The organism is Stenotrophomonas sp. B2, assembly GCF_014947095.1.
GTDB classification, from domain to species: domain Bacteria; phylum Pseudomonadota; class Gammaproteobacteria; order Xanthomonadales; family Xanthomonadaceae; genus Stenotrophomonas; species Stenotrophomonas maltophilia_P.
In genome coordinates, this window is the sequence record NZ_JADCQA010000002.1 from 242,912 (window position 1) to 265,295 (window position 22,384).

Consider the following 22,384-nt stretch of genomic DNA (forward strand, 5'->3'; position numbering starts at 1 on the left):
TCCGGGCACCGGATGGGCACGCTAGGATCGGGCTTCACCAACGTGACCAAGGATCCGGAAATGTCTCTCGCCCTGCGCCCGCGTGCTGCACTGCTCGCTGTTGCCCTCAGCACTGCCCTGGGCACGCTCGCGCCCACTCCTGCACTGGCGGCCAAGACGGTCACGCCGGCCAAGGTCGATATTCCGTTCGAGCAGTTCACCCTGCCCAACGGGCTGCGCGTGATCGTGCATACCGATCGCAAGGCGCCGATCGTGGCGGTCAACGTCTGGTATCACGTCGGCAGCAAGGACGAGCCTGCGGGCCGCACCGGTTTCGCCCACCTGTTCGAACACCTGATGTTCCAGAGCAGCGAAAACCACGACGGCGAGTATTTCGAACCGTTCAAGCAGGTGGGTGCCACCGGCCAGAACGGCACCACCAATACCGATCGCACCAATTACTTCGAGAACGTGCCGACCACCGCGCTGGACATGGCGTTGTGGATGGAGTCGGACCGCATGGGCCATCTGCTCGGTGCGATCGACCAGGCCGCGCTGGACGAGCAGCGTGGCGTGGTGCAGAACGAGAAGCGCCAGGGCGAGAACCAGCCCTACGGCCAGGCCTGGGAGAAGCTCAACCGTGCGATGTACCCGGCCGGCCACCCGTATCACCACAGCGTGATCGGCTCGATGAACGACCTCAACGCGGCCTCGCTGGATGACGTCAAGACCTGGTTCCGCACCTGGTATGGCCCGAACAACGCGGTGCTGGTGCTGGCAGGCGATATCGACGTGGCCACCGCCAAGGAGAAGGTGGCCCGTTACTTCGGCAGCATCCCGGCCGGTCCGAGCATGGCGCAGCCGAAGGTCGACGTGGCCAAGCGCCCGGCCGACACCCGCGAGACGATGACCGACAAGGTGCCGCAGTCGCGCATCTACCGCGCCTGGAACGTGCCGCAGGTCGGCACCACCGACGTCGACCAGCTGCAGCTGCTGGCCTATGTGCTCGGCGGCGCCAAGTCCTCGCGCCTGAGCCAGCGACTGCAGCACCAGGACAAGCTGGTGGACAACATCAGCGCCGGCGCCTACGCCTCGCAGCTGGGTTCCAACTTCATCGTCATGGCCACGGTGAAGCAGGGCCAGGATCCGGCCAAGGTCGAGAAGATCATCGACGAAGAACTGGACCGGTTGATCAAGGAGGGCCCCACGGCCGACGAGCTGGCGCGTGCCAAGACCGGCTCGCGCGCAGCGTTCATCCGCGGCATCGAGCGCATCGGTGGTTTCGGTGGCAAGGCCGACGCACTGGCCGAATGCGCGGTCTACACCGGCGACCCGGGCTGCTTCCGCACGTCGCTGGCCAACATCGACAAGGCGACCGCGGCCGACCTGAAGCGCCTGGGCGCACAGTGGCTGGACGTCGGCAGCCACACGCTGGTGGTCGAACCGGGCGAGCGCGTGGCGCTGAAGGAAGATCCCTCACAGGCGCCGAAGCCGTTCAACGTGCCGGCGGTGGACCCGAAGTACAGCACCCTGCCGGAGCAGGTGGACCGCAAGGCCGGCGTGCCGCAGACCCGTGAATTCCCGCAGCTGAAGTTCCCCGCCCTGCAGCGCGCCACGCTGAAGAACGGCACCCAGGTGGTGCTGGCCGAGCGCCACGAGATTCCGGTGGTGCAGTTCAGCTACCAGTTCCCGGGTGGCTTCACCGCCGACCAGGGCCGCAAGCCGGGCACCGCCAACTTCACCATGAACCTGATGACCGAAGGCGCCGGCAAGCTCGGCTCGCTGGCCTTCGCCGATGCCGCCGATGCGCTGGGTGCCAGCCTGGACGCCGGTGCCGGCCTGGATTCGGTGACCGTGGACCTGTCGGCACTGAAGGAGAACCTGGTGCCATCGCTGGCCCTGTACCGCGATCTGCTGCGCGAGCCGCGCTTCGAACAGGCCGAGATCGACCGGGTCAAGGCCACCTGGATCGCCGGCATCCAGCAGGAGAAGGTCAACCCGAACGCGGTGGCCATGCGCGTGCTGCCGCCGCTGCTGTACGGCAAAGGCCATCCGTACGCCATTCCGTTCACTGGCAGCGGCGATGAAGCGGCCATCAGCAGCCTCACCCGCGAGGATCTGGTCGACTTCCACCGCGACTGGCTGCGCCCGCAGGACGGCACCCTGATCGTGGTTGGCGATACCACGCTGGCCGAGATCGTGCCCCTGCTGGACAAGCAGTTGGGCGACTGGAAGGCCACGGGCGATGCGCCGCAGGTGAAGGCGGCCACCGATGTGGCGCTGCCGAAGGGCCCGCGCGTGTTCCTGATCGATCAGCCGGGTGCGGTGCAGGCAAACCTGTTCGCCGGCCAGGTGGTGCCGCCGTCCAGTGACGCCAGCTCGACCCGCTTCGATATCGCCAACGGTGTGATCGGCGGTGACTTCACCTCGCGCCTGAACATGAACCTGCGCGAGGACAAGCACTGGTCCTATGGCGCGCGCAGCAGTGCGCCGAACTCGGTCGGACAGCGGCCGTGGGCGGCCAGTGCCCCCGTGCAGATCGACAAGACCGGCCCGGCGCTGGCCGAGATGCAGAAGGAAATCGTCGAGTTCAGCACGGGCAGCAAGCCGGCCACCGCTGCCGAGGTCAACCGCATCCGCAACATCCAGACGCTGAGCCTGCCGGGCGCCTATGAGACCGCCAGTGCGGTCGCCGCGACCATCAGCAGCATCGTGCAGTTCAAGCGGCCGGATGACTATGTGCTGCGTCGCAAGGCCGAGATCGAGGCGATGACGCCGGCCCAGGTGCAGCAGGCTGCGGCCGAGATCAAGCCGCAGGCGCTGACCTGGGTAGTGGTGGGCGACCTCAAGCAGACCGAGGCGGCCGTGCGCGCGCTGAACCTGGGCGAGGTGACCGTGCTGGATGCCGAAGGCAAGCCGGTCAAGAAGTAAGGGACAGGCCTGCCCGCCACGGCGGGCAGGCCTCCCGGCTACCCTCGATTCAGGCGGTTCAGGCAGAATCCCCCTCATACCCTTCCAGGATCTGCCCATGCGCGTTCTGCTGCTTTCCTCCCTGCTGCTCACCGTCACCGCCTGTACCTGGGTGCCGATCGAACCGGCCGGGAAGACCGTCCGCGTGCTGCCGGCCGGGCCGGCGCCGACCGGCTGCATCACCAAGGGCGAGGTGGTGGTCACCGTGAAGAGCAAGGTCGGCTTCTACAACCGCAACCCGCTGCGCGTGCAGGAAGAACTGGAAACGCTGGCCCGCAACGAGGCCCCCAGCGCCGGCGCCAATACCGTACAGGCCGCCGCACCGCCTGCCGATGGCAGCCAGCGCTTTGCCGCCTTCCAGTGCCCGCCGCGCTGAATCCTTCACCATACGGGCAAGCCTGAATTCGTAAAGATGCGGTGAAGGCCCGGGGGGTTATAGAATAGCGCCCCCTTTTGCCTGAGCCTTGGCGCTAACCTCGATGCTCTTCAAGAATGTCTCGATCGCCGGCCTGGCACACGTCGATGCGCCTCATACGCTGACGACGAAGGAAATCAACGAACGCCTGCAGCCGACGCTGGACCGGCTGGGCATCCGCACCGACGTGCTCGGCGATATCGCCGGCATCCACGCCCGCCGCCTGTGGGACAACGGCGTGCTGGCCTCGGACGCGGCCACCATGGCCGGTCGCAAGGCACTGGAAGATGCCGGCATCGAAGCCACCCAGGTCGGCCTGCTGGTCAATACCTCGGTCAGCCGCGACTACCTGGAGCCGTCCACGGCCTCCATCGTCTCGGGCAATCTGGGTGTCAGCGACGAATGCATGACGTTCGATGTCGCAAATGCCTGCCTGGCCTTCATCAACGGCATGGACATCGCAGCGCGCATGATCGAGCGCGGTGACATCGACTATGCGCTGGTGGTGGATGGCGAAACCGCCAACCTGGTGTACGAGAAGACGCTGGAGCGCATGACCGCACCGGACGTCACCGCCGACGATTTCCGCAACGAATTGGCGGCGCTGACCACCGGTTCGGGCGCTGCCGCGATGGTGATGGCGCGCTCGGAACTGGTGCCGGATGCCCCGCGCTACAAGGGCGGCGTCACCCGTTCGGCGACCGAATGGAACCAGCTGTGCCTGGGCAACCTGGACCGCATGGTGACCGACACCCGCCTGCTGCTGATCGAAGGCATCAAGCTGGCGCAGAAGACCTTCACTGCGGCCAAGATCGCGCTGGGCTGGGCGGTGGAAGAACTGGACCAGTTCGTCATCCACCAGGTCAGCCAGCCGCACACCGCAGCGTTCATCAAGAACTTCGGCATCGACCCGAAGAAGGTCATGACCATCTTCGGCGAGCACGGCAACATCGGCCCGGCGTCGGTACCGATCGTGCTGAGCAAGCTCAAGCAGCTGGGCAAGCTGAAGAAGGGTGATCGCATCGCGCTTCTGGGCATCGGCTCGGGCCTGAACTGCTCGATGGCCGAAGTGGTCTGGTAAACAGACCCCTGCGTTGAATCCTGGGGCCGGTACTACCGGCCCTTTTTACAGGTGCGACCCGATGTCCAAGCTTCCCGGTTACCCCGCCCATCCCCAGCGCTTCGAGGTCCGCCCCGGCCTGTCGATGAACTATCTCGACGAGGGCCCGCGCGACGGTGAGGTGGTGGTGATGGTGCACGGCAATCCGTCGTGGAGCTATTACTGGCGCACGCTGGTGGCCGGCCTGTCGGACAAGTACCGTTGCATCGTGCCCGACCACATCGGCATGGGTCTGTCGGACAAGCCCGATGACCGTGGCTATGCGTACACGCTGCAATCGCGCGTGGATGACCTGGATGCGCTGCTCAGGCACCTGGGCATCACCGGCCCGGTGACCCTGGCCGTGCACGACTGGGGCGGCATGATCGGCTTTGGCTGGGCGCTGTCGCACCACGCGCAGGTCAAGCGGCTGGTGGTGCTCAACACCGCCGCGTTCCCGATGCCGGCAGCGAAGAAGATGCCGTGGCAGATCGCGCTCGGACGGCACTGGAAGATCGGCGAGTGGATCATCCGCACCTTCAATGCCTTCTCCGCCGGCGCATCGTGGCTGGGCGTTGAGCGGAAGATGCCCGCCGACGTGCGCCGCGCGTATGTATCGCCGTACAACAGCTATGCCAACCGCATCAGCACCATCCGCTTCATGCAGGACATTCCGCTGGGCCCGGCCGACAAGGCGTGGTCGCTGCTGGAGCGTGCAGGCAAGGCGCTGCCGTCGTTTGCCGATCGCCCGGCCTTCATAGGCTGGGGCCTGCGCGACTTCGTGTTCGACCACCATTTCCTGCAGGGCTTCCAGGCGGCGCTGCCGCAGGCCCAGGTGCATGCCTTCAAGGACGCGGGCCACTACGTGCTGGAAGACAAGCACGAGGTGCTGGTGCCGGAGATCCGCGCCTTCCTGGACGCGAACCCGATCTGATCGGATCCCCTCGGTAGCGCCGGGCCATGCCCGGCGTTGTCGTACAGGGGTCAGAGCCCTTCCGTGCCGGAAACGGGCCCGACCCCGACCGTCACGCCGCGATCGGCGCCTGCGGCGGAGACGACGGGCTGCTGCCGTTGTCGTCCGGATGATCGTCGTCGTTGTCCGCCTCGTCGCGCCAGCGCCAGTCGGCCAGCGTCAGCGGGTCCAGGCCGTAGGCGATGCGGGCCTTGTCGCACTGTGGACTGGCCTTGCCGTACTCCCATGAGGCATCCACTTCGCGGCACACGCTGGGCCGGTTGGGGTGGATCGTGCAGCGCGAATACACGCCGATCTGCGCATCCAGTGCCACGCAGCGCACCGGTTTGGAGTGGGTGCCGCGCATGCACAGGCGATGCGGATCGAGCACTTCGGTCAGCTGGTGGGGCACGCCGCCCGGGGTGACCTCGTCCGATTCCATCCAGTGGAAGGCCACGCGGTACTGGGTGCAGCAGGCGCCGCAGGTCATGCAGGGGTGTTGCATGGGCAAGCCGCCTCGGGCGGCAGTCGGAATCGGGAACGAGGCTGCGGATTTTCCACGAAGTGAGCCGCCGCGCAAGAAATTCCGTAAGCGGCGACAATGAACGGATGAACCGACCCTGCAACATTGCTGCGCGGTTGCCTGAACTGGCCCGTGAACGCCCCGACCAGATCGCCATCCGCTGCCCCGGCCGCCGCGGCGCCGGCAACGGCATGGCGGCCTACGATGTGACCCTGGACTATCGGCAGCTGGATGCCCGCAGCGACGCCATGGCCGCCGGCCTGGCCGGCTACGGGATCGGGCGCGGCGTGCGCACGGTGGTGATGGTGCGGCCCTCGCCGGAGTTCTTCCTGCTGATGTTCGCCCTGTTCAAGCTGGGTGCGGTGCCGGTGCTGGTCGATCCCGGCATCGACCGGCGTGCGCTGAAGCAGTGCCTGGACGAAGCCCAGCCGGAGGCCTTCATCGGCATCCCGCTGGCCCACGTGGCACGGCTGGCGCTGCGCTGGGCGCCGTCGGCGACCCGCCTGGTCACGGTGGGACGGCGGCTGGCCTGGGGCGGGACCACCCTGGCCGCGCTGGAGCGCGCGGGCGCGCAGGCCGGGCCGATGCTGGCGGCCACCGACGGCGAGGACATGGCCGCGATCCTGTTCACCAGCGGCTCCACGGGCGTGCCCAAGGGCGTGGTCTACCGCCATCGCCATTTCCTCGGCCAGATCGAGCTGCTGGGCAGCGCCTTCGGCATGGAGGCCGGCGGGGTGGACCTGCCGACCTTCCCGCCCTTCGCCCTGTTCGATCCCGCATTGGGGTTGACCTCGGTGATCCCGGACATGGACCCCACGCGGCCCGCGCAGGCCGATCCGGCACGCCTGCATGATGCGATCCAACGCTTCGGCGTGACCCAGCTGTTCGGCTCGCCTGCGCTGATGCGGGTCCTGGCCCGCCATGGCCGGCCGCTGCCGTCGGTGACCCGGGTGACCTCGGCCGGTGCCCCGGTTCCGCCGGATGTGGTCGCCACCATCCGTGGCCTGCTGCCGGCCGGCGCGCAGTTCTGGACGCCGTACGGTGCCACCGAATGCCTGCCGGTGGCGGTGGTGGAAGGCCATGAACTGGAGCGCACCCGTGCGGCCACCGAGGGCGGTGCGGGTACCTGCGTGGGCAACGTGGTGGCCCCGAACGAAGTGCGCATCATCGCCATCGACGATGCACCGCTGGCCGACTGGTCGCAGGTGCGCGTGCTGGCCACCGGCGAGGTGGGCGAGATCACCGTGGCCGGCCCCACCGCCACCGACAGCTATTTCAATCGTCCGCAGGCCACCGCTGCGGCGAAGATTGCCGAAACGCTGGCCGATGGCAGTACCCGCATCGTGCATCGCATGGGCGATGTCGGCTATTTCGACGCGCAGGGCCGTCTGTGGTTCTGCGGACGCAAGACCCAGCGCGTGGAAACCCCGCACGGCCCGCTCTACACCGAACAGGTCGAGCCGGTGTTCAACACGGTGCAGGGCGTGGCACGCACCGCGCTGGTCGGCGTGGGTCTTGCGGGCGCGCAGGTGCCGGTCCTGTGCGTGGAGCTGCAGCGTGGACAGTCCGACAGCCCGGCGCTGCATGAAGCGCTGCGCGCCCTTGCCGGCGCACGCCTGCCCGAGGCCGGGCTGCAGCACTTCCTGGTGCATCCGGCGTTTCCCGTCGATATCCGTCACAACGCCAAGATCGGCCGCGAGAAGCTCGCCGTCTGGGCCAGCGCCGAACTGGAGAAGCGCGCATGAAGATCCTGGTCACCGGTGGTGGTGGTTTCCTTGGCCAGGCGCTGTGCCGCGGGCTGGTCGAGCGCGGCCACCAGGTGCTGGCATTCAACCGCAGCCACTACCCGGCGCTGCAGGCGCTGGGAGTGGGCCAGATCCGTGGCGACCTGGCGGACCCGCAGGCCGTGCTGCATGCGGTGGCCGGTGTCGATGCGGTGTTCCACAACGGTGCCAAGGCCGGCGCCTGGGGCAGTTACGACAGCTACCACCAGGCCAATGTGGTCGGCACCGACAATGTCATCGCTGCCTGCCGTGCGCATGGCATCGGCAGGCTGGTCTATACCTCCACACCGAGCGTGACCCATCGTGCCACCCACCCGGTGGAAGGACTGGGCGCGGACGAGGTGCCCTACGGCGAGGATTTCCAGGCGCCGTACGCGGCGACCAAGGCGATCGCCGAACAACGGGTGCTGGCCGCCAACGACGCGACGTTGGCCACGGTGGCGCTGCGTCCGCGCCTGATCTGGGGGCCGGGCGACCAGCAGCTGGTGCCGCGTCTGGCCGAGCGCGCACGGCAGGGCCGGCTGCGCCTGGTCGGTGATGGCAGCAACAAGGTCGACACCACCTACATCGACAACGCCGCGCTGGCGCACTTCCTGGCATTCGAGGCGCTGGGCCCGGCGGCGGCCTGCGCCGGCAAGGCCTACTTCATCTCCAATGGCGAGCCACTGCCGATGCGCGAGCTGGTCAACAAGTTGCTGCAGGCCGTGGGCGCACCGCCTGTGGAGAAGGCAATCAGCTTCAGGACCGCCTACCGGATCGGTGCGATCTGCGAGCGCCTGTGGCCGCTGCTGCGGTTGCGCGGCGAGCCGCCGTTGACGCGTTTCCTCGCCGAGCAGCTGTGCACGCCGCACTGGTACAGCATGGAGCCGGCGCGCCGTGATTTCGGCTATGTGCCGCAGGTCAGCATCGAGGAAGGGCTGCGTCGGCTGCAGGCCGCGTCGTCATGACGGCAGCCTCACGGCGCTGAAGACTTCATCGCGCGCAGAACCGGCCATCACCGGTTGCACACCGCCGGACCGGGAGGATGGACCCCACGCCACCCACGGCCGAATATCTGCGAGGAGCGCCATGCTGCATTACGCCGTCATTTTCTTCGTCATCGCCATCATCGCCGCCGTGCTCGGTTTCTCCGGCATCGCCGGCGCGGCCAGCAACATTGCCTGGATCCTGTTCGTGGTGTTCCTGGTCCTGGCGGTGATCTCGATGTTCCGCAAGCGCGGCTAGTGAGCCCCGGAGCAGTGCCGGTCGATGGCCGGTACTGCTCCGGCGGAAGCGGTTGTTTGCTGTAGTACCGGGTACTGTCTGGCCTACAGCAGCCTCTGATCGGCTTCGTGCCGTTCCAGCGCCAGTTCGATCAGGCGCGTGATCAGCGTGGTGTAATCCACGCCACTGGCGCCCCACAGCTTCGGGTACATGCTGATGCGGGTGAAGCCCGGCAGCGTGTTGACCTCGTTGATGACGACGCGGCCATCGCCGGTCAGGAACACATCCACTCTGGCCATGCCGGCGCACTCCAGCGCCTGATACGCCTGCAGGGCGATCTGCCTGATCCGCTGCTGCGTGGCATCATCGATGTCGGCCGGGACCACGACGTCGGCGCCGTTCTCGTTGAGGTACTTGGTGTCGTAGGCATAGAACTCGTCGTGCACCACCACTTCGCCACACACGCTGGCCTGCGGCTGCTCGTTGCCGAGCACCGCACATTCGATCTCGCGGCCGGCCACGGCCGCTTCCACCAGAACCTTGTGGTCGTAGCGCAGCGCCCGTTCCAGCGCGGCCGCGAAGCCGGCAGCGTCCTTGACCTTGCTCACCCCCACCGACGAACCCTGGTTGGCCGGCTTCACGAACAGCGGCAGACCGAGCCGGGCGATGACGCCGTCGACATCGATGTTCGCAGCCTGGTGGCGACGGATGCACTGCCAGGGCGCCACCTGCAGGCCGGCATCGCGCAGCAGGCGCTTGGTCACGTCCTTGTCCATGGCCACGGCCGAGCCCAGCACCGGTGAACCGACGAAGGGCAGGTTGGCCATGCGCAGCAGGCCCTGCAGCGCGCCATCCTCACCCAGCGGACCATGCACGATCGGCAGGACAACGTCGATCTGGCCGAGCACGGCAGCCGGATCGGCGGGCTGCAGCTGCGCCTGTCCGGCGCCCGGGTGCACCGACAGCGCGACGCCGGACCGGTGCAGCGCGATGCGCGCCGGATCATCGGCGTTGAGCAGGAAGCTCCCGGCCTGGCTCAGATGCCATCGGCCCTGCTTGTCGATGCCGATCAGCACCGGCTCGAAGCGCTCGTGGTCGAGTGCGTCGAGGATGTTCTTCGCCGACTGCAGCGAGACTTCGTGCTCGGAGGACGTACCACCGAAAATGATGCCGACCCGGGTCCTGCTCATGGGCAATGCGATGTCCTGGACGTTGCGTGGCCCCACAGCATGGACCTTCCTTCGCCCGGCAGGTGAGGCGGAGATGAACCCGCACCCATCCGCGCTGCCCGGCCCAAGCCCGGCACCCACGAAGGTAGAATGGGGCCATGGCTCTTTCCCTGCTCAAGTCCCTCAAGCCGGTCGCCGGCCGTGCCCTGCAGATCGCCCTGAACCGCGCCCTGGCGCTGGATCCGGATACCCGCCACGCGTTGGCCGGTCTGGATGGCCGCCATATCGATCTGACCCTGGAGGCTCCTGCGCTGGCCATGCGCATCAGCGTTGACGGTGACCAGCTGCGGGTGGGGCCGGTGGATGCGCAGGAAGCCGATCTGGCCGTACGCAGCAGCCTGTCGGGGGTGCTGGCCCAGCTGCCGCTGCTGGCCAATGCCCGGCGCGCCGACAGCACCGGCAAGGGACGCGTGCGCGTGGCCGGCGATGCCGAGTTGGCGCGCCGCCTGCAGCAGCTGGCCAAGGGCTTCGACCCGGACTGGCAGCAGCCGTTCGTCAGCGTGTTCGGCGAGGTGCTGGGCGTACAGGTGGCCAACACACTGCGCGGCGCGCTGCAGCACGCCCGCCAGGGCGTGATCGATCTGGCGCACAGTGCAGCCGAATTCATTACCGAGGAATCGCGCGACGTGGTGCCGCGCGCCGAGCTGGACGCGTTCCACGACGATGTGGATGTGCTGCGCGATGATGTCGAGCGCCTGGGTGCACGCGTGCAGCGCCTGCGGGGTGCGGCATGAAGGCGGTGCTGCGGGCCAGCCGCATCGGCCGGGTGATCCTGCGCTACCGCCTGGATGACCTGCTGCAGGACACGCCGGCCGAACGCTGGCTGCGCCTGGCCAAACCCTTCGTTCCGCGGGCCTCGGCCGACATCGCCGCGCAATCGCGTGGCGCACGCCTGCGCCTGGCGCTGCAGGACCTGGGTCCGATCTTCGTCAAGTTCGGGCAGATCCTGTCGACCCGTCGCGACCTGGTGCCGCCGGACGTGGCCAACGAACTGACCCTGCTGCAGGACCGGGTCAAGCCGTTCGACGGCGACACCGCGCGCCGCATCGTCGAGGACGCGCTGGGCCTGCCGGTCAGCGAAGCCTTTGCCAGCTTCGATACCGAACCGCTGGCGTCGGCCTCGATCGCGCAGGTCCATGCGGCCACGCTGGCCGATGGCCGCCAGGTGGTGGTCAAGGTGCTGCGCCCGGGCATCGAGAAGCAGATCGACGCCGATATCGCCCTGCTCAATTCACTGGCCGCGCTGGTTGAGCGCACCCACCCGCGTGCCGACAAGATCCGCCCGCGCGAAGTCGTGGCGGAAGTGGAGAACACCCTGGCCGCCGAGCTGGACCTGCAGCGCGAAGGCGCCAACGCCAGCGTGCTGCGCCGCTTCTGGGAGAACTCCGACGACCTGTACGTGCCGGAAGTGATCTGGAGCCACACGGCCGAGCGCGCGCTGACCCTGGAGCGCGTGTGGGGCATTCCCTCCGATGACATCGTGGCACTGGACGCCGCCGGGATCGATCGCAAGGCGCTGGCCGCCAAGGGCGTGCGGGTGTTCTACACCCAGGTGTTCCGCGACAACTTCTTCCACGCCGATGCGCATGCCGGCAACATCTGGGTCGACCCCGATCCGGCACGCCGCAGCGATCCGCGCTTCATCGCGCTGGACTTCGGCATCATGGGCCAGCTGTCGCAGGAAGATCAGTACTACCTGGCCGAGAACTTCATGGCCATCTTCAACCGCGACTACCGCCGCATCGCCGAGCTGCACGTGCAGGCGCGCTGGATGCCGGACCACGTGCGCATCGACGACCTGGAAGCGGCGGTGCGGTCGGTGTGCGAGCCGTACTTCACCCGCCCGCTGTCGCAGATCTCGCTGGCGGAAGTGCTGATGAAGCTGTTCCGCGTGGCGCAGCGCTACCAGCTGACGCTGCAGCCGCAGCTGATCCTGCTGCAGAAGACCCTGTTGAACATCGAAGGCGTCGGTCGCCAGCTCGACCCGCAGATCGATATCTGGGCGGTGGCCAAGCCGGTACTGGCGAAGATCCTGCGCGAGCGCTACAGCCCGCGCAGGGTGATGCGCGAGCTCGGCAAGCGCCTGCCGGAAATCATGACCCACGCACCGGACATGCCCCGCCTGGTGCATGCCTGGCTGACCCAGCAGGTGGAGGGACGTCACGAGCTGGCGATGCGCTCGCGCGATCTGGTATCGCTCGATGCCAGCGTGCAGCGCCTGCAGAAGCATGCGGTCGGTGCCATCACCGGCGTCGGCCTGCTTGCCATTGCCGCCTTGATGTACGTGCTGCAGCCGCCCGGCTGGTACTGGGGCGACCTGCCGATGTGGAGCTGGCTGTCGGGCGCGGTGGGTGTGGCCGCATTGGCCCGGGCGTGGTGGAAGTAGCCGCCGTGCTGCAGGCGCTCAAGGACGAACTGGTGCGCTTTGGCGCCGACAACGATGCGCGCGAAAGCGAGCGGGCCCGGCGCTTGCTCAACATCACGCCGGATACCGGTGCGCTGCTGTCGCTGCTGGTACGTTTCGGACAGGCGCGGCGCGTGCTGGAGATAGGCACCTCCAACGGCTATTCCACGCTGTGGCTGGCCGAGGCTGCCGCTGCCATCGACGGCCATGTGACCACGCTGGAGTACGCTGCCGACAAGGTGGCCCTGGCCGGCGCGACCTTCGCCCGCAGCGGCCTGCAGGCGCATATCACCCTGGTGCACGCTGACGCCGGGGCGTGGCTGGCGCAGGCGGCCGATGCCAGCATCGACCTGCTGTTCCTCGATTCGGATCGCGAGCAGTACGCTGGCTGGTGGCCGCACCTGCGCCGCGTGCTGCGGCCCGGTGGCCTGCTGGTGGTGGACAACGCGATCTCCCACGCCGAACAGATGGAGCCGCTGCGTGCGGCACTGGTGGCCGATCCTGATGTCAGCGTCAGCCTGGTGCCGGTGGGCAACGGTGAACTGCTCGCACTGCGCAACGTTTGACTGCCTCGCGGCACAAACCCGGGGTCAGATCCCTTTTCCGCAGGAAAAGGGATCTGACCCCATACAGGCCGCCCGTATAATCGCGCGGTGAGCACCGAACCCGATACCCTCGCCGCGGTCGAGACCGACACCGCCCCCCTTCGGCTCCTGCACCTGGATGAACGCCTGGCGGTGGTCGACAAGCCGGCCGGGCTGATGGTCCATGACAGCAAGCTGGCCCGTGGCGAAGATGATTTCCTGGCCGATCGCCTGCGTGAGCAGCTCGGGCGCCCGATCTTTCTGGTGCATCGGCTGGATCGTGCCACCAGTGGCTGCCTGCTGCTGGCCTTCGACCGTGACACCGCCAGTGCGCTGGGCAAGGCCCTGATGGGCGGCGAGGTGGCCAAGGACTACCTGACCATCTGCCGCGGCTGGCCGGCCGAGGCGTCCTGGCGGGTCGACCACGACCTCGACGGCGGCCCCGGAAAACCGGTCAAGAAGCCTGCCATCACCGACTTCCAGTGCCTGGCTACCGGCGAGCTGCCGGTGCCGGTCGGCGAGTTCGCCCGTTCGCGCTATGCGCTGCTGCGCTGCCAGCCGCAGACCGGACGGTTCCGGCAGATCCGCCGGCATCTCAAGCATCTTTCGCACCACATGATCGGCGACACCAGCCACGGCGACGGCCGCCACAACCGCATCTTCCGCATGCAGGGGGTGCACCGCATGCTGCTGCACGCCGAGCGCCTGCGTTTTCCGCATCCCGAGGGCGGCACGGTGGATGTGCGGGCGCCGCTGGACCGGGAGTTCCAGAAGGCACTGGACCTGTTCGGCTGGCGGGTGGAGTGAAGGCAGCGCCGGGCATGGCCCGGCGCTACCGCCTCACTTCTTTTCCGGCTCGTTGACGATCGCTTCCAGATCCTTCTGCAGGTCGGCGAACAGCGGCTGCATGCGCGACTGGATGGCCACCATCACGTTCTGCATCAGCGCCGGGGTCTTGTCCAGCAGACTCTGGCCCGCCGGGCTCTCGTAGAACTCGGCCATCGCCAGCACGTCTTCCTTGCTGAAGGTCTTCTTGTAGAGATCCACGTACATCGGCCGCAGCTGCTGCCATGACAGGGCCTGGCGCAGGGTCTGGCTGGTCCGTGCCTGGATGCGCTTGAGCTGCTCCTGCTGCTGGGCATTGAGCTGGCGCTGCGACGCGACCTGCTGGAACTGCTGCTGCTGCATCGCCTCGATCTGCGGCAGCATGGTGTCGATCATGCTCTGCGCGCGGGAGGCCGACAGCAGGCGGTTGATGTCGCCGTCGGTCGGCGCGGCGGCCAGGACCGGGGCGCTGGCCACGGCAAGCGCCAGCAGAAGGGCAGCACGGCGCAGCAGGGCGGGCAGGGTGGATGCGGAGCGGATCATGCGAAGCTTCCTGCGGTACATGGGACGGCCAGCATACCCGCTGGCAAGGCGAAGGCGGCGTGTTCGGTGCCTGATCGGCGGCATACGGCGCGCGATGCCGCACTCCGCCACGTGGCTGCCGTTACAATGCGCGGATGGGCAGTGGACCGGTCACCATCAGCGCGCAGCTTGAAATCCCCGACGGCGAGATCGTCGAGCGTTTCGTGCGTGCCAGTGGTGCCGGTGGCCAGAACGTCAACAAGGTGTCCACCGCGGTGGAACTGCGTTTCGACGTGGCCAACTCGCCCTCGTTGCCCGAACCGTTGCGCGCGCGCCTGCTGGCGCGGCGTGACCGGCGGATGACCGGCGAAGGCGTGCTGGTCATCGACGCGCAACGCTTCCGGACCCAGGATCGCAATCGCGAGGATGCGCGCGAGCGGCTGGCGGCCTTCATCCAGGCCGGGTTGAGCGTGCCCAAACCGCGCAAGGCCACCAAGCCGACCCTCGGGTCGAAACTGCGTCGTCTGGACGCCAAACGCGGGCGCGCGCAGATCAAGCGCGGGCGCTCCTCACGTGACTGGGAGTGATTGCTTGAACAACCCGACTCCGTTGCTGCCGGCCATCCCGCCGAACATGCCGCAGGTCAGATCCAACCCGTTCCTGCGCTGGCTGGCGCGCTGCACCCTGCGCATGGGCGGCTGGAAGGTGGTCGGCACCCTGCCGGACATCCCGAAGCTGGTCTTCATCATCGCCCCGCACTCGTCCAACTGGGACGGGTTCTGGGGCATGGCGGCCAAGATCGCACTGGGCATGAAGGTCAAGGTGCTGGGCAAGGCGTCGCTGTTCTGGTGGCCGCTGGGCCCGCTGCTGCACCGGCTGGGCGTGATCCCGCTGGACCGCAGCTCGCCGCAGGGAACCGTCGGCCAGGCCGTGGACCTGATCCGCAACAACGACAGGATGTGGTTCGCGATCACCCCGGAAGGCACCCGCAAGGCGGTCAAGGAATGGAAGGCCGGATTCCTGAAGATCGCGCGGATGGCCGACGTGCCGATCCTGACCGCCTATTTCCATTATCCGGAGAAGGTCATCGGCGTCGGTCCGCTGTTCCATCCCACCGGCGATGACGTGGCCGACATGGCCGCCATCCGCGAGTTCTACCGGCCCTGGATCGGCAAGACCCGCGGTACGGTCTGAGCCGGCCGCCAGTGAAGGTCCAGAAGCCACGTCCGGCACATGCCGGGCGAGCGCGACAGGAGTAGGGTGGACGGTCGGCATCCCATCCCGTCTGCCCAAGGAGCGTTTTACATGTCGCGTACCGTAGTCCTGGCCGCCGCCATCAGCCTGGCGCTGGCGGCCTGTTCCGGCAAGGAGTCCACCCCCGTGTCCGCAGCCCAGAATACCCCGGCCCAGCAGCCGGCCGATGCCTCCACCAACCCGCTGCTGAGCGCCAGCACGCTGCCGTTCCAGGCGCCGCCGTTCGACAAGATCAAGGACAGCGACTACCTGCCGGCGTTCGAGGAAGGCATGCGCCAGCACCTGGCCGACGTGCGCAAGATCGCCGACAACAGCGAGCCGGCCACCTTCGACAACACCATCGTGGCGATGGAGCGCAGCGGTGAGACCCTGACCCGCGTGTCGCGCATCTTCTTCGGCCTGGTGCAGGCCGATACCAACGATGCGCGCCAGAAGATCCAGGAAGAAGTCGCGCCGAAACTGGCCGCGCACCAGGACGAGATCAGCCTCGACCCGAAGCTGTTCGCACGCGTGAAGTCGCTGTACGACCAGCGTGACACGCTGGGCCTGGACCCGGTGCAGAAGCGCCTGGTCGAGCATTACTACGACGGCCTGGTGCGTGCCGGTGCGCAGCTGTCCGACGCCGACAAGGCCAGCCTGCGCAAGCTCAACGTGGAAGAGACCACGCTTTCCACCCAGTTCCATACCCGCCTGGTCGCCGCCACCGCTGCCGCTGCCGTCATCGTGGACGACAAGGCCAAGCTGGCCGGCCTGGATGAGAACGCGATCAACACCGCAGCTGCCGATGCGAAGGCGCGCAAGCTTGACGGCAAGTTCCTGCTGCCGCTGCAGAACACCACCCAGCAGCCGGTGCTTGGTTCGCTGAGCGACCGCGACCAGCGCGCCGCCGTGCTCAAGGCCTCGGAAACCCGCGCCGAGCGCGGTGATGCCAACGATACCCGCCAGACCGTGCAGCGCCTGGCCCAGCTGCGTGCGCAGAAGGCCAAGCTGCTGGGTTTCGACACCTTCGCCGACTACCAGCTGGGCGACCAGATGGCCAAGACCCCGGCCGCCGCGCTGAAGCTGCTGACCGACACCGTGCCGGCTGCCACCGCCAAGGCACGTGCCGAAGCCGGCGAGATCCAGAAGGTGATCGACGCGCAGAAGGGCGGTTTCCAGGTTGCGGCCTCGGACTGGGACTTCTACGCCGAGCAGGTACGCAAGGCCAAGTACGATCTGGATGAGTCGCAGATCAAGCCCTATTTCGAGCTGGACAACGTGCTGCAGAACGGCGTCTTCTACGCCGCCACCCAGCTGTACGGCATCACCTTCAAGCCACGTACCGACATTCCGACCTACCACCCGGACATGAAGGTGTATGAAGTGTTCGACAAGGACGGCACCTCGCTGGCCCTGTTCTACACCGACTACTTCAAGCGTGACAGCAAGTCCGGTGGCGCGTGGATGGACGTGTTCGTCGAGCAGGATGGCCTGACCGGCGCCAAGCCGGTGGTCTACAACGTCTGCAACTTCACCAAGCCGGCCGAAGGCCAGCCGGCGCTGCTGAGCTTCGACGACGTCACCACCCTGTTCCACGAGTTCGGCCACGCCCTGCACGGCATGTTCTCGAACGTGAAGTACCCCTCGATCGCCGGTACGGCCACCTCGCGCGATTTCGTCGAGTTCCCGTCGCAGTTCAACGAGCACTGGGCGCTGGATCCGAAGGTGTTCGCCAACTACGCCAAGAACTACAAGACCGGCGAGCCGATGCCGCAGGAACTGGTCGACAAGATCCTCAAGGCGCGCAGCTTCAACCAGGGCTACGCCACCACCGAGTACCTGTCGGCTGCGCTGCTGGACCTGGCCTGGCACACGCAGAAGGCCGACGCGCCGCTGCAGGATGTCGGAGCCTTCGAAGCCAGCGCGCTGAAGAAGTTCAAGGTCGATCTGCCGCAGGTTCCGCCGCGCTACCGCACCACCTACTTCGACCACATCTGGGGCGGTGGCTACTCGGCCGGCTACTACGCCTACTTCTGGGCGGAAGTGCTCGACCATGACGCCTTCCAGTGGTTCACCGAGAACGGCGGCCTGACCGCGGCCAATGGCCAGGAATTCCGCGACAAGATCCTCTCGCGCGGCAACAGCGTGGAGCTGTCGACGCTGTACCGCGATTTCCGCGGCAAGGACCCGTCGGTGGAGCCGCTGCTGAAGTTCCGCGGGCTGAAGTAAGAAAGCGAAAACGGCGGGGGCGACCCCGCCGTTTTTCTTTCTGTAGCGTCGAGCCATGCTCGACGTTCTTCTGTAGAGCCGAGCCCATGCTCGGCTGATGTTTCCTGGAAAGGCAGCCGAGCATGGGCTCGGCTCTACAAACAGCGTTACGTCCCCACGTGCACCGGGTTCGCCTGTTCGGCAAGGCCCAGGTGATCCAGCGCGATATCCAGCGCCAGCACGTAGCTCTGCGCGCCATAGCCGGCGGCGATGCCCAGGCGCTGGCCGATGCCGGCCGGCAGACAGGGCTCAGCCACCGCGCCGTCGTCATGCACCTCCACGTAGGCGTTGTGCAGATAGGGCAGCAGGCGCTGCAGACGCAGGCTGCCGGCACACGCGCCGGGATCGAGCAATGTCACTTCGCCGCGGCTGTGATCGGCCACGCGCAGGGCATCCAGCAGTTCCTGTTCCGAACCGCAGGCACGGATGGCCACGCTGGTGCCGGCATCGATCGCACGGTGTACCAGCGACTTCAGTACCGGTGCCGGCAGCGGCAGTGCGGTACGGATCAATGTGCCGGCCGCTTCCGGGCCGCGGATGATGAAGATCGACATGGCTCAGCCCTCCTGCGCCAGGCGGCGGCCGACGATGGCCAGCGACAGCGGATAACCGGCCTGCTGGCTGCGCTGGTCGACCACCACCGCGGCCGGCCCATGCTGCAGGCGCAGGCGCGCGTCCAGGCCGGGTTCGCGGGCGCTCTGCAGTTCGATGTACTGCGCCGGCAGCCGCTCCAGGGCGGCCTGCAGCGCGCTGCCCTCGGCCTGCCATTGCGCCTCGTCGGCCACGCCCACGTCCAGCAGTACCCAGTCGGCCGAGCGCGCCTGCGGCTGGCACAGGCACTGGCGCACTTCGGACAGGCTGGCGCAGTCGCTGCACAGCACGCGGTGGCCGGACAACTGCGCCGGCAGCTGCGGACGCGGTGCCGATGAAGAGGCGTGGCGGATCACCAGGAGGGTCATACAACACCTTGCGGAAAGCGCCGTTCGGCGCGGTGGGCAGACGATGCGCGCAGTGCCCGTAAAGGTGCGATGCCGGGCGCCGGGCCCGGGCGTAAAACCTGCGTAACCCTGCATCGGCAGCGCCGGGCCATGCCCGGCGAGCACATGGCGCGGCCGTTCCAACACTCGGCCGGGCATGGCCCGGCGCGACCGGGCACCACTTGCACCCGGATGGGGTCTGAAGACCCTGCCACCCCATCGGAACCTGACATGGATGCTGTTGCCCGACCGCCGTTCCCGCAACGCGCTCTCGCCTGGCTGAAGAAGGAGGCGCTGCCGCTGCTGCTCATGCTGGGCCTGCTCGCCGCCGCCCGCGACACCCTCGCCAATCATTACGTGGTGCCCAGTGGCTCGATGCAGCCGACCCTGCAGCCCGGTGACCGGGTGGTGGTGGACATGCGTGCCTATGGCCTGCGCCTGCCGTTCACCAACACGTCCCTGCTGTCCACCGGCCAGCCGCAGCGCGGCGAGGTGGCGGTATTCGATTCGCCTGCCGACGGCACCCGCCTGATCAAGCGGGTCGCCGCCGTGGCCGGCGACCACGTGCAACTGCACGAGGGCCACCTGAGCATCAACGGCCACCCGCTGCAGATGGCCGACCTGCAGGACGTGGAGGCCTTCGGCAGCCGCCGTGCCCGCCTGGACCTGGACATGGGCGGTGGTCCCGACATTGCGGACCTGGTGGTACCGGCCGGCAAGCTGCTGGTACTGGGGGATCATCGCGGCAACAGTTTCGATGGACGCTTCTTCGGCTTCGTCGACGCCGACAAGGTCTACGGGCGCGCGGTGGCCGTGTACTACCGCCGTGGCGATGGCTTCCAGTGGCAGCACCTGTGAGCTGAATCGATACGTCAGGGATATCAATCCTGACTTTTCAGGTTATGGATCGACTGGGTGGACGGGCCTAGTCTGGGGCCCGTTCCCTCCACCCCGGCCGCCCCCAACGGCCCATCGATCCCATGACTGGCGAAACCGCCGCGGCCCCCGAACGTCGCTTCCCTCCTGCCGATTCCAGCCCCGAGACGCGCATCCAGCAGGGCACGCCAGCGTTCCGCCGCACGGCGGTCGCGTTGTTCCTGGCCGGCTTCTCCACCTTTGGCCTGCTGTACACGGTGCAGCCGTTGCTGCCCGAGTTCAGCCGCCACTTCGGCGTCTCCGCCGCCGGCAGCGCGATGTCGCTGTCACTGACCACCGGCACGCTGGCCGTGGCGATGCTGCTGGCCGGGCTGCTGTCCGACACCGTGGGCCGCAGGCCGTTGATGATCGTCGCCCTGCTGGCCTCGGCCATCCTCTCGCTGAGTACCGCCCTGATCGATGACTGGACCACGCTGCTGGTGCTGCGCACCCTGCTGGGCCTGGCCCTGAGTGGCGTGCCGGCGGTGGCGATGACCTATCTGGTCGAAGAAATGGACAGCCGCGCACTGGGCCTGGCGATGGGCCTGTACATCGGCGGCAACGCGATTGGTGGCATGAGCGGGCGCCTGCTCGCCGGCATCATCGCCGACCATTGGGGGTGGCGCTGGGGCATCGGCGTGGTCTCGATCATCGCCGTGGCCAGCACCGTGCTGCTGTGGCTGCAGCTGCCGCCATCGCGGCATTTCCAGGCCCGTCGCGGCGGCCTGCGCCAGCTGCCGTCGCGCTGGCGCACGTTGTTCGCCGATCCCGGCCTGCCGTGGCTGTTCGCCACCTCCTTCGTGTTGATGGGCGTATTCGTCACCCTCTACAACTACCTCGGCTATCACCTGCTGGCGCCGCCGTACCACCTCAGCCAGACCGTGGTCGGGCTGATCTTCAGCGTCTACCTGGTCGGTACGTTCAGCTCGGCATGGATGGGCCAACAGGCCACGCGGTACGGCCGTGGGCGTGTCCTGTCGATCTCCTTCGTGCTTATCGGTGCCGGCATCGCGCTGCTGGCGATGCCGTGGCTGACCACGATGGCGCTGGGCATCGCGCTGGTGACCTTCGGCTTCTTCGGCGGTCATTCGGTCGCCAGCAGCTGGGTCGGCAGCCGGGCGGGCATGATGCGCGCGGAAGCCTCGGCACTGTATCTGTTCGCCTACTACCTGGGGTCGAGCGTGCTGGGCGGTGTGGGCGGGCTTGCCTACGCCGCGTGGGACTGGCTGGGGGTGTGCGCGTTCGCGGCAGTGCTGACCCTGCTTGGCGGTGGCATCGTCTGGGCGTTGCAGCAGCGGGCCCCGCAGCCGGTGACGGCCTGATGCTCGCCGGGCATGGCCCGGCGCTACCGTTTCGACCCTGACCGGGTAGCGCCGGGCCCTGCCCGGCGAGCGCGCAGCGCGGCGCGTCACTCTTCGGCGAATGCGCCGCGCAGCAGGCCGGCGAAGTTGCGGATCAGCGGCGTCACTCCCTCACGGCGCCATGCCAGCTGCACCTCCGAGTGCGCGCCGGCATCGGCCAGCGCGACAAAGCGCGCGCCTTCCACCCGGATGTGGTCGCACGAGGACGGCAGGATCGCCGCACCCAGGCCAGCCGCCGCCAGGCTGATCAGCGTGGACGCCTCACCGGCTTCCTGCACGATGCGTGGAGTGAATCCGGCAGCCGCGCACAGCGCGATCATGTGGTCATGGATGCCGGCGCCGGCACTGCGTCGAAAGGCCACGAACGGTTCCTGCGCGAACGCACGCAGCGACAGCGTTCCCTGTTCCGGGAGCCGGCGCAGGGCAGGGTGGTCGGCATGCACGATCAACGCCAGCGGATCGACGAACAGGCTGTGCGCAACCAGTTCCGGCGGCAGCGCGCGCTTGCGGATGATGCCCACGTCCAGTGAACCGTCGAGCAGGGCGTCGATCTGCTGCAGCGTGTTCATCTCGCTCAGCTGCAGCCGCACCTGCGGATACTGCTGGCGGTAGCGCAGGATCGAGCGCGGAATCTGCGGCGACAGCGGTGTGGCCCGGGTCAGCCCGATATGCAGCTCACCCTGCTCGCCGCGCTGTGCGCGCTGCACCTCGTCCACTGCCGTCTCCACCTGCTGCACGATGGCCCGCGCGCGCTCCTGCAGCAGTTCACCGGCAGGCGTCAGCTGCACGCGGCGATGGCTGCGCACGAACAGGCGCGCCCCGATCAGGTCCTCCAGCTGGCGGATCTGCTGGCTGAGCGGCGGCTGCGACATGCCCAGCCGCTCGGCCGCCTGGCCGAAGTGCAGGGTCTCGGCAACGGCGAGGAAATAGCGCAGGTGGCGCAGTTCGATGGACATGCGCCCAGTCTATTCATCGCCGGCCGGAAATGAATCAGAGGTTGGATCCGACCCCGTGCCGACCAACGGTCGGCACCCGCCAACAGCAGCTGGCACTAAACAGCAGAGGGAAACTGTCGAAGGCGGGGTGGGGGGGGGGGGGGGGGGGGGGGGGGGGGGGGGGGGCCGGCCCCCCCCCCCCCGCC

Annotated in this window: 22 protein-coding genes; 16 read left to right on the top strand and 6 right to left on the bottom strand. The window is 67.8% G+C overall.

Annotation, left to right across the window (positions count from 1 at the left end; genetic code table 11):
* The first annotated feature begins 60 nt into the window (after positions 1-60).
* The 4 genes from IMX13_RS03095 (at position 61) to IMX13_RS03110 (ending at position 5,397) form a co-directional block, all read left to right on the top strand.
* On the top strand, positions 61-2,910 hold the full coding sequence (locus IMX13_RS03095; protein WP_053518421.1) for a pitrilysin family protein: 2,850 nt from the start codon (positions 61-63) through the stop codon (positions 2,908-2,910).
* Positions 2,911-3,007: 97 nt separating this feature from the next.
* A complete protein-coding gene (locus IMX13_RS03100) occupies positions 3,008-3,325 on the top strand; it encodes a DUF4156 domain-containing protein (RefSeq protein WP_193395734.1) in 318 nt (105 codons plus the stop codon).
* A gap of 103 nt (positions 3,326-3,428) precedes the next feature.
* Positions 3,429-4,445: a 3-oxoacyl-ACP synthase III gene (locus IMX13_RS03105; RefSeq protein WP_008264841.1), complete on the top strand. Its 1,017-nt coding sequence runs from the start codon at positions 3,429-3,431 to the stop codon at positions 4,443-4,445.
* A 61-nt stretch (positions 4,446-4,506) separates the two neighbouring features.
* The gene (locus IMX13_RS03110) at positions 4,507-5,397 is read left to right on the top strand and encodes an alpha/beta fold hydrolase (protein WP_053518424.1); all 891 of its coding nucleotides are present in this window, start codon (positions 4,507-4,509) and stop codon (positions 5,395-5,397) included.
* A 91-nt stretch (positions 5,398-5,488) separates the two neighbouring features.
* Here the strand turns inward: IMX13_RS03110 and IMX13_RS03115 are convergent, their stop codons facing one another.
* Positions 5,489-5,920 (bottom strand): YkgJ family cysteine cluster protein, encoded by a 432-nt coding sequence (locus IMX13_RS03115; RefSeq protein ID WP_053518425.1) that lies wholly within the window; start codon positions 5,918-5,920, stop codon positions 5,489-5,491.
* A 104-nt stretch (positions 5,921-6,024) separates the two neighbouring features.
* Here IMX13_RS03115 and oleC point away from each other — a divergent pair, with 104 nt between their 5' ends.
* The 3 genes from oleC (at position 6,025) to IMX13_RS03130 (ending at position 8,946) form a co-directional block, all read left to right on the top strand.
* Entirely contained in the window at positions 6,025-7,683 is a 1,659-nt protein-coding gene (oleC, locus tag IMX13_RS03120; RefSeq protein WP_193395735.1) for an olefin beta-lactone synthetase, read from the top strand.
* Complete coding sequence (gene oleD / locus IMX13_RS03125; RefSeq protein ID WP_111186525.1) at positions 7,680-8,669, top strand: 2-alkyl-3-oxoalkanoate reductase; 990 nt, start codon at positions 7,680-7,682, stop codon at positions 8,667-8,669. The genes oleC and oleD overlap by 4 nt, the downstream gene beginning before the upstream one ends.
* Before the next feature lie 121 nt (positions 8,670-8,790).
* On the top strand, positions 8,791-8,946 hold the full coding sequence (locus IMX13_RS03130) for a DUF1328 domain-containing protein (RefSeq protein ID WP_004153593.1): 156 nt from the start codon (positions 8,791-8,793) through the stop codon (positions 8,944-8,946).
* 83 nt (positions 8,947-9,029) lie between these two features.
* Here the strand turns inward: IMX13_RS03130 and ddlA are convergent, their stop codons facing one another.
* Positions 9,030-10,115, bottom strand: a complete 1,086-nt coding sequence (gene ddlA / locus IMX13_RS03135; RefSeq protein ID WP_193395736.1) for a D-alanine--D-alanine ligase — start codon at positions 10,113-10,115, stop codon at positions 9,030-9,032.
* Between the two features lie 137 nt (positions 10,116-10,252).
* Here ddlA and IMX13_RS03140 point away from each other — a divergent pair, with 137 nt between their 5' ends.
* The 4 genes from IMX13_RS03140 to IMX13_RS03155 all read left to right on the top strand — a co-directional run bounded on the left by IMX13_RS03140 (position 10,253) and on the right by IMX13_RS03155 (position 13,949).
* Positions 10,253-10,888, top strand: coding sequence for an SCP2 sterol-binding domain-containing protein (locus tag IMX13_RS03140; RefSeq protein ID WP_053518430.1), 636 nt, complete (start codon positions 10,253-10,255; stop codon positions 10,886-10,888).
* On the top strand, positions 10,885-12,540 hold the full coding sequence (gene ubiB / locus IMX13_RS03145) for a ubiquinone biosynthesis regulatory protein kinase UbiB (RefSeq protein ID WP_065174173.1): 1,656 nt from the start codon (positions 10,885-10,887) through the stop codon (positions 12,538-12,540). Before IMX13_RS03140 ends, ubiB begins: the two co-directional genes overlap by 4 nt.
* Positions 12,541-12,545: 5 nt before the next feature.
* Positions 12,546-13,124, top strand: a complete 579-nt coding sequence (locus IMX13_RS03150; RefSeq protein ID WP_193395774.1) for a class I SAM-dependent methyltransferase — start codon at positions 12,546-12,548, stop codon at positions 13,122-13,124.
* Positions 13,125-13,211: 87 nt separating this feature from the next.
* Positions 13,212-13,949 (top strand): pseudouridine synthase, encoded by a 738-nt coding sequence (locus IMX13_RS03155; RefSeq protein ID WP_053518434.1) that lies wholly within the window; start codon positions 13,212-13,214, stop codon positions 13,947-13,949.
* A 33-nt stretch (positions 13,950-13,982) separates the two neighbouring features.
* Here IMX13_RS03155 and IMX13_RS03160 read toward each other — a convergent pair whose 3' ends face one another.
* Positions 13,983-14,510 carry a DUF2059 domain-containing protein gene (locus IMX13_RS03160; protein ID WP_065174175.1) on the bottom strand — a complete coding sequence of 176 codons (528 nt, stop codon included), beginning with the start codon at positions 14,508-14,510 and terminating at the stop codon, positions 13,983-13,985.
* A gap of 134 nt (positions 14,511-14,644) precedes the next feature.
* Here IMX13_RS03160 and arfB point away from each other — a divergent pair, with 134 nt between their 5' ends.
* From arfB to dcp, 3 genes are all read left to right on the top strand, one after another.
* Complete coding sequence (arfB, locus tag IMX13_RS03165) at positions 14,645-15,076, top strand: alternative ribosome rescue aminoacyl-tRNA hydrolase ArfB (protein WP_005420755.1); 432 nt, start codon at positions 14,645-14,647, stop codon at positions 15,074-15,076.
* Positions 15,077-15,122: 46 nt separating this feature from the next.
* Positions 15,123-15,683, top strand: a complete 561-nt coding sequence (locus tag IMX13_RS03170; protein ID WP_227255266.1) for a lysophospholipid acyltransferase family protein — start codon at positions 15,123-15,125, stop codon at positions 15,681-15,683.
* 111 nt (positions 15,684-15,794) lie between these two features.
* Positions 15,795-17,951, top strand: a complete 2,157-nt coding sequence (gene dcp / locus IMX13_RS03175) for a peptidyl-dipeptidase Dcp (protein WP_074902277.1) — start codon at positions 15,795-15,797, stop codon at positions 17,949-17,951.
* Positions 17,952-18,097: 146 nt separating this feature from the next.
* Here dcp and IMX13_RS03180 read toward each other — a convergent pair whose 3' ends face one another.
* Together IMX13_RS03180 and IMX13_RS03185 are read right to left on the bottom strand one after the other, a co-directional pair.
* The gene (locus tag IMX13_RS03180) at positions 18,098-18,544 is read right to left on the bottom strand and encodes a 3-dehydroquinate dehydratase (RefSeq protein ID WP_180876414.1); all 447 of its coding nucleotides are present in this window, start codon (positions 18,542-18,544) and stop codon (positions 18,098-18,100) included.
* A 3-nt stretch (positions 18,545-18,547) separates the two neighbouring features.
* On the bottom strand, positions 18,548-18,949 hold the full coding sequence (locus IMX13_RS03185; RefSeq protein WP_065174177.1) for a hypothetical protein: 402 nt from the start codon (positions 18,947-18,949) through the stop codon (positions 18,548-18,550).
* Positions 18,950-19,198: 249 nt separating this feature from the next.
* Between IMX13_RS03185 and lepB the strand changes: the two genes are divergently transcribed.
* Positions 19,199-19,825: a signal peptidase I gene (gene lepB, locus IMX13_RS03190; RefSeq protein WP_065174178.1), complete on the top strand. Its 627-nt coding sequence runs from the start codon at positions 19,199-19,201 to the stop codon at positions 19,823-19,825.
* A 122-nt stretch (positions 19,826-19,947) separates the two neighbouring features.
* The gene (locus IMX13_RS03195; protein ID WP_193395737.1) at positions 19,948-21,204 is read left to right on the top strand and encodes an MFS transporter; all 1,257 of its coding nucleotides are present in this window, start codon (positions 19,948-19,950) and stop codon (positions 21,202-21,204) included.
* An 86-nt stretch (positions 21,205-21,290) separates the two neighbouring features.
* Here IMX13_RS03195 and IMX13_RS03200 read toward each other — a convergent pair whose 3' ends face one another.
* Positions 21,291-22,199 carry a LysR family transcriptional regulator gene (locus IMX13_RS03200; RefSeq protein WP_053520468.1) on the bottom strand — a complete coding sequence of 303 codons (909 nt, stop codon included), beginning with the start codon at positions 22,197-22,199 and terminating at the stop codon, positions 21,291-21,293.
* Positions 22,200-22,384 lie beyond the last annotated feature (185 nt).

What these genes read in the sequence shown, in the direction of transcription:
- IMX13_RS03095 (WP_053518421.1), top strand. Translation starts at nt 61, where the DNA reads ATGTCTCTCGCCCTGCGCCCGCGTGCTGCACTGCTCGCTGTTGCCCTC.
- IMX13_RS03100 (WP_193395734.1), top strand. Translation starts at nt 3,008, where the DNA reads ATGCGCGTTCTGCTGCTTTCCTCCCTGCTGCTCACCGTCACCGCCTGT.
- IMX13_RS03105 (WP_008264841.1), top strand. Translation starts at nt 3,429, where the DNA reads ATGCTCTTCAAGAATGTCTCGATCGCCGGCCTGGCACACGTCGATGCG.
- IMX13_RS03110 (WP_053518424.1), top strand. Translation starts at nt 4,507, where the DNA reads ATGTCCAAGCTTCCCGGTTACCCCGCCCATCCCCAGCGCTTCGAGGTC.
- IMX13_RS03115 (WP_053518425.1), bottom strand. Translation starts at nt 5,920, where the DNA reads ATGCAACACCCCTGCATGACCTGCGGCGCCTGCTGCACCCAGTACCGC.
- oleC (WP_193395735.1), top strand. Translation starts at nt 6,025, where the DNA reads ATGAACCGACCCTGCAACATTGCTGCGCGGTTGCCTGAACTGGCCCGT.
- oleD (WP_111186525.1), top strand. Translation starts at nt 7,680, where the DNA reads ATGAAGATCCTGGTCACCGGTGGTGGTGGTTTCCTTGGCCAGGCGCTG.
- IMX13_RS03130 (WP_004153593.1), top strand. Translation starts at nt 8,791, where the DNA reads ATGCTGCATTACGCCGTCATTTTCTTCGTCATCGCCATCATCGCCGCC.
- ddlA (WP_193395736.1), bottom strand. Translation starts at nt 10,115, where the DNA reads ATGAGCAGGACCCGGGTCGGCATCATTTTCGGTGGTACGTCCTCCGAG.
- IMX13_RS03140 (WP_053518430.1), top strand. Translation starts at nt 10,253, where the DNA reads ATGGCTCTTTCCCTGCTCAAGTCCCTCAAGCCGGTCGCCGGCCGTGCC.
- ubiB (WP_065174173.1), top strand. Translation starts at nt 10,885, where the DNA reads ATGAAGGCGGTGCTGCGGGCCAGCCGCATCGGCCGGGTGATCCTGCGC.
- IMX13_RS03160 (WP_065174175.1), bottom strand. Translation starts at nt 14,510, where the DNA reads ATGATCCGCTCCGCATCCACCCTGCCCGCCCTGCTGCGCCGTGCTGCC.
- arfB (WP_005420755.1), top strand. Translation starts at nt 14,645, where the DNA reads ATGGGCAGTGGACCGGTCACCATCAGCGCGCAGCTTGAAATCCCCGAC.
- IMX13_RS03170 (WP_227255266.1), top strand. Translation starts at nt 15,123, where the DNA reads ATGCCGCAGGTCAGATCCAACCCGTTCCTGCGCTGGCTGGCGCGCTGC.
- dcp (WP_074902277.1), top strand. Translation starts at nt 15,795, where the DNA reads ATGTCGCGTACCGTAGTCCTGGCCGCCGCCATCAGCCTGGCGCTGGCG.
- IMX13_RS03180 (WP_180876414.1), bottom strand. Translation starts at nt 18,544, where the DNA reads ATGTCGATCTTCATCATCCGCGGCCCGGAAGCGGCCGGCACATTGATC.
- IMX13_RS03185 (WP_065174177.1), bottom strand. Translation starts at nt 18,949, where the DNA reads ATGACCCTCCTGGTGATCCGCCACGCCTCTTCATCGGCACCGCGTCCG.
- lepB (WP_065174178.1), top strand. Translation starts at nt 19,199, where the DNA reads ATGGATGCTGTTGCCCGACCGCCGTTCCCGCAACGCGCTCTCGCCTGG.
- IMX13_RS03195 (WP_193395737.1), top strand. Translation starts at nt 19,948, where the DNA reads ATGACTGGCGAAACCGCCGCGGCCCCCGAACGTCGCTTCCCTCCTGCC.
- IMX13_RS03200 (WP_053520468.1), bottom strand. Translation starts at nt 22,199, where the DNA reads ATGTCCATCGAACTGCGCCACCTGCGCTATTTCCTCGCCGTTGCCGAG.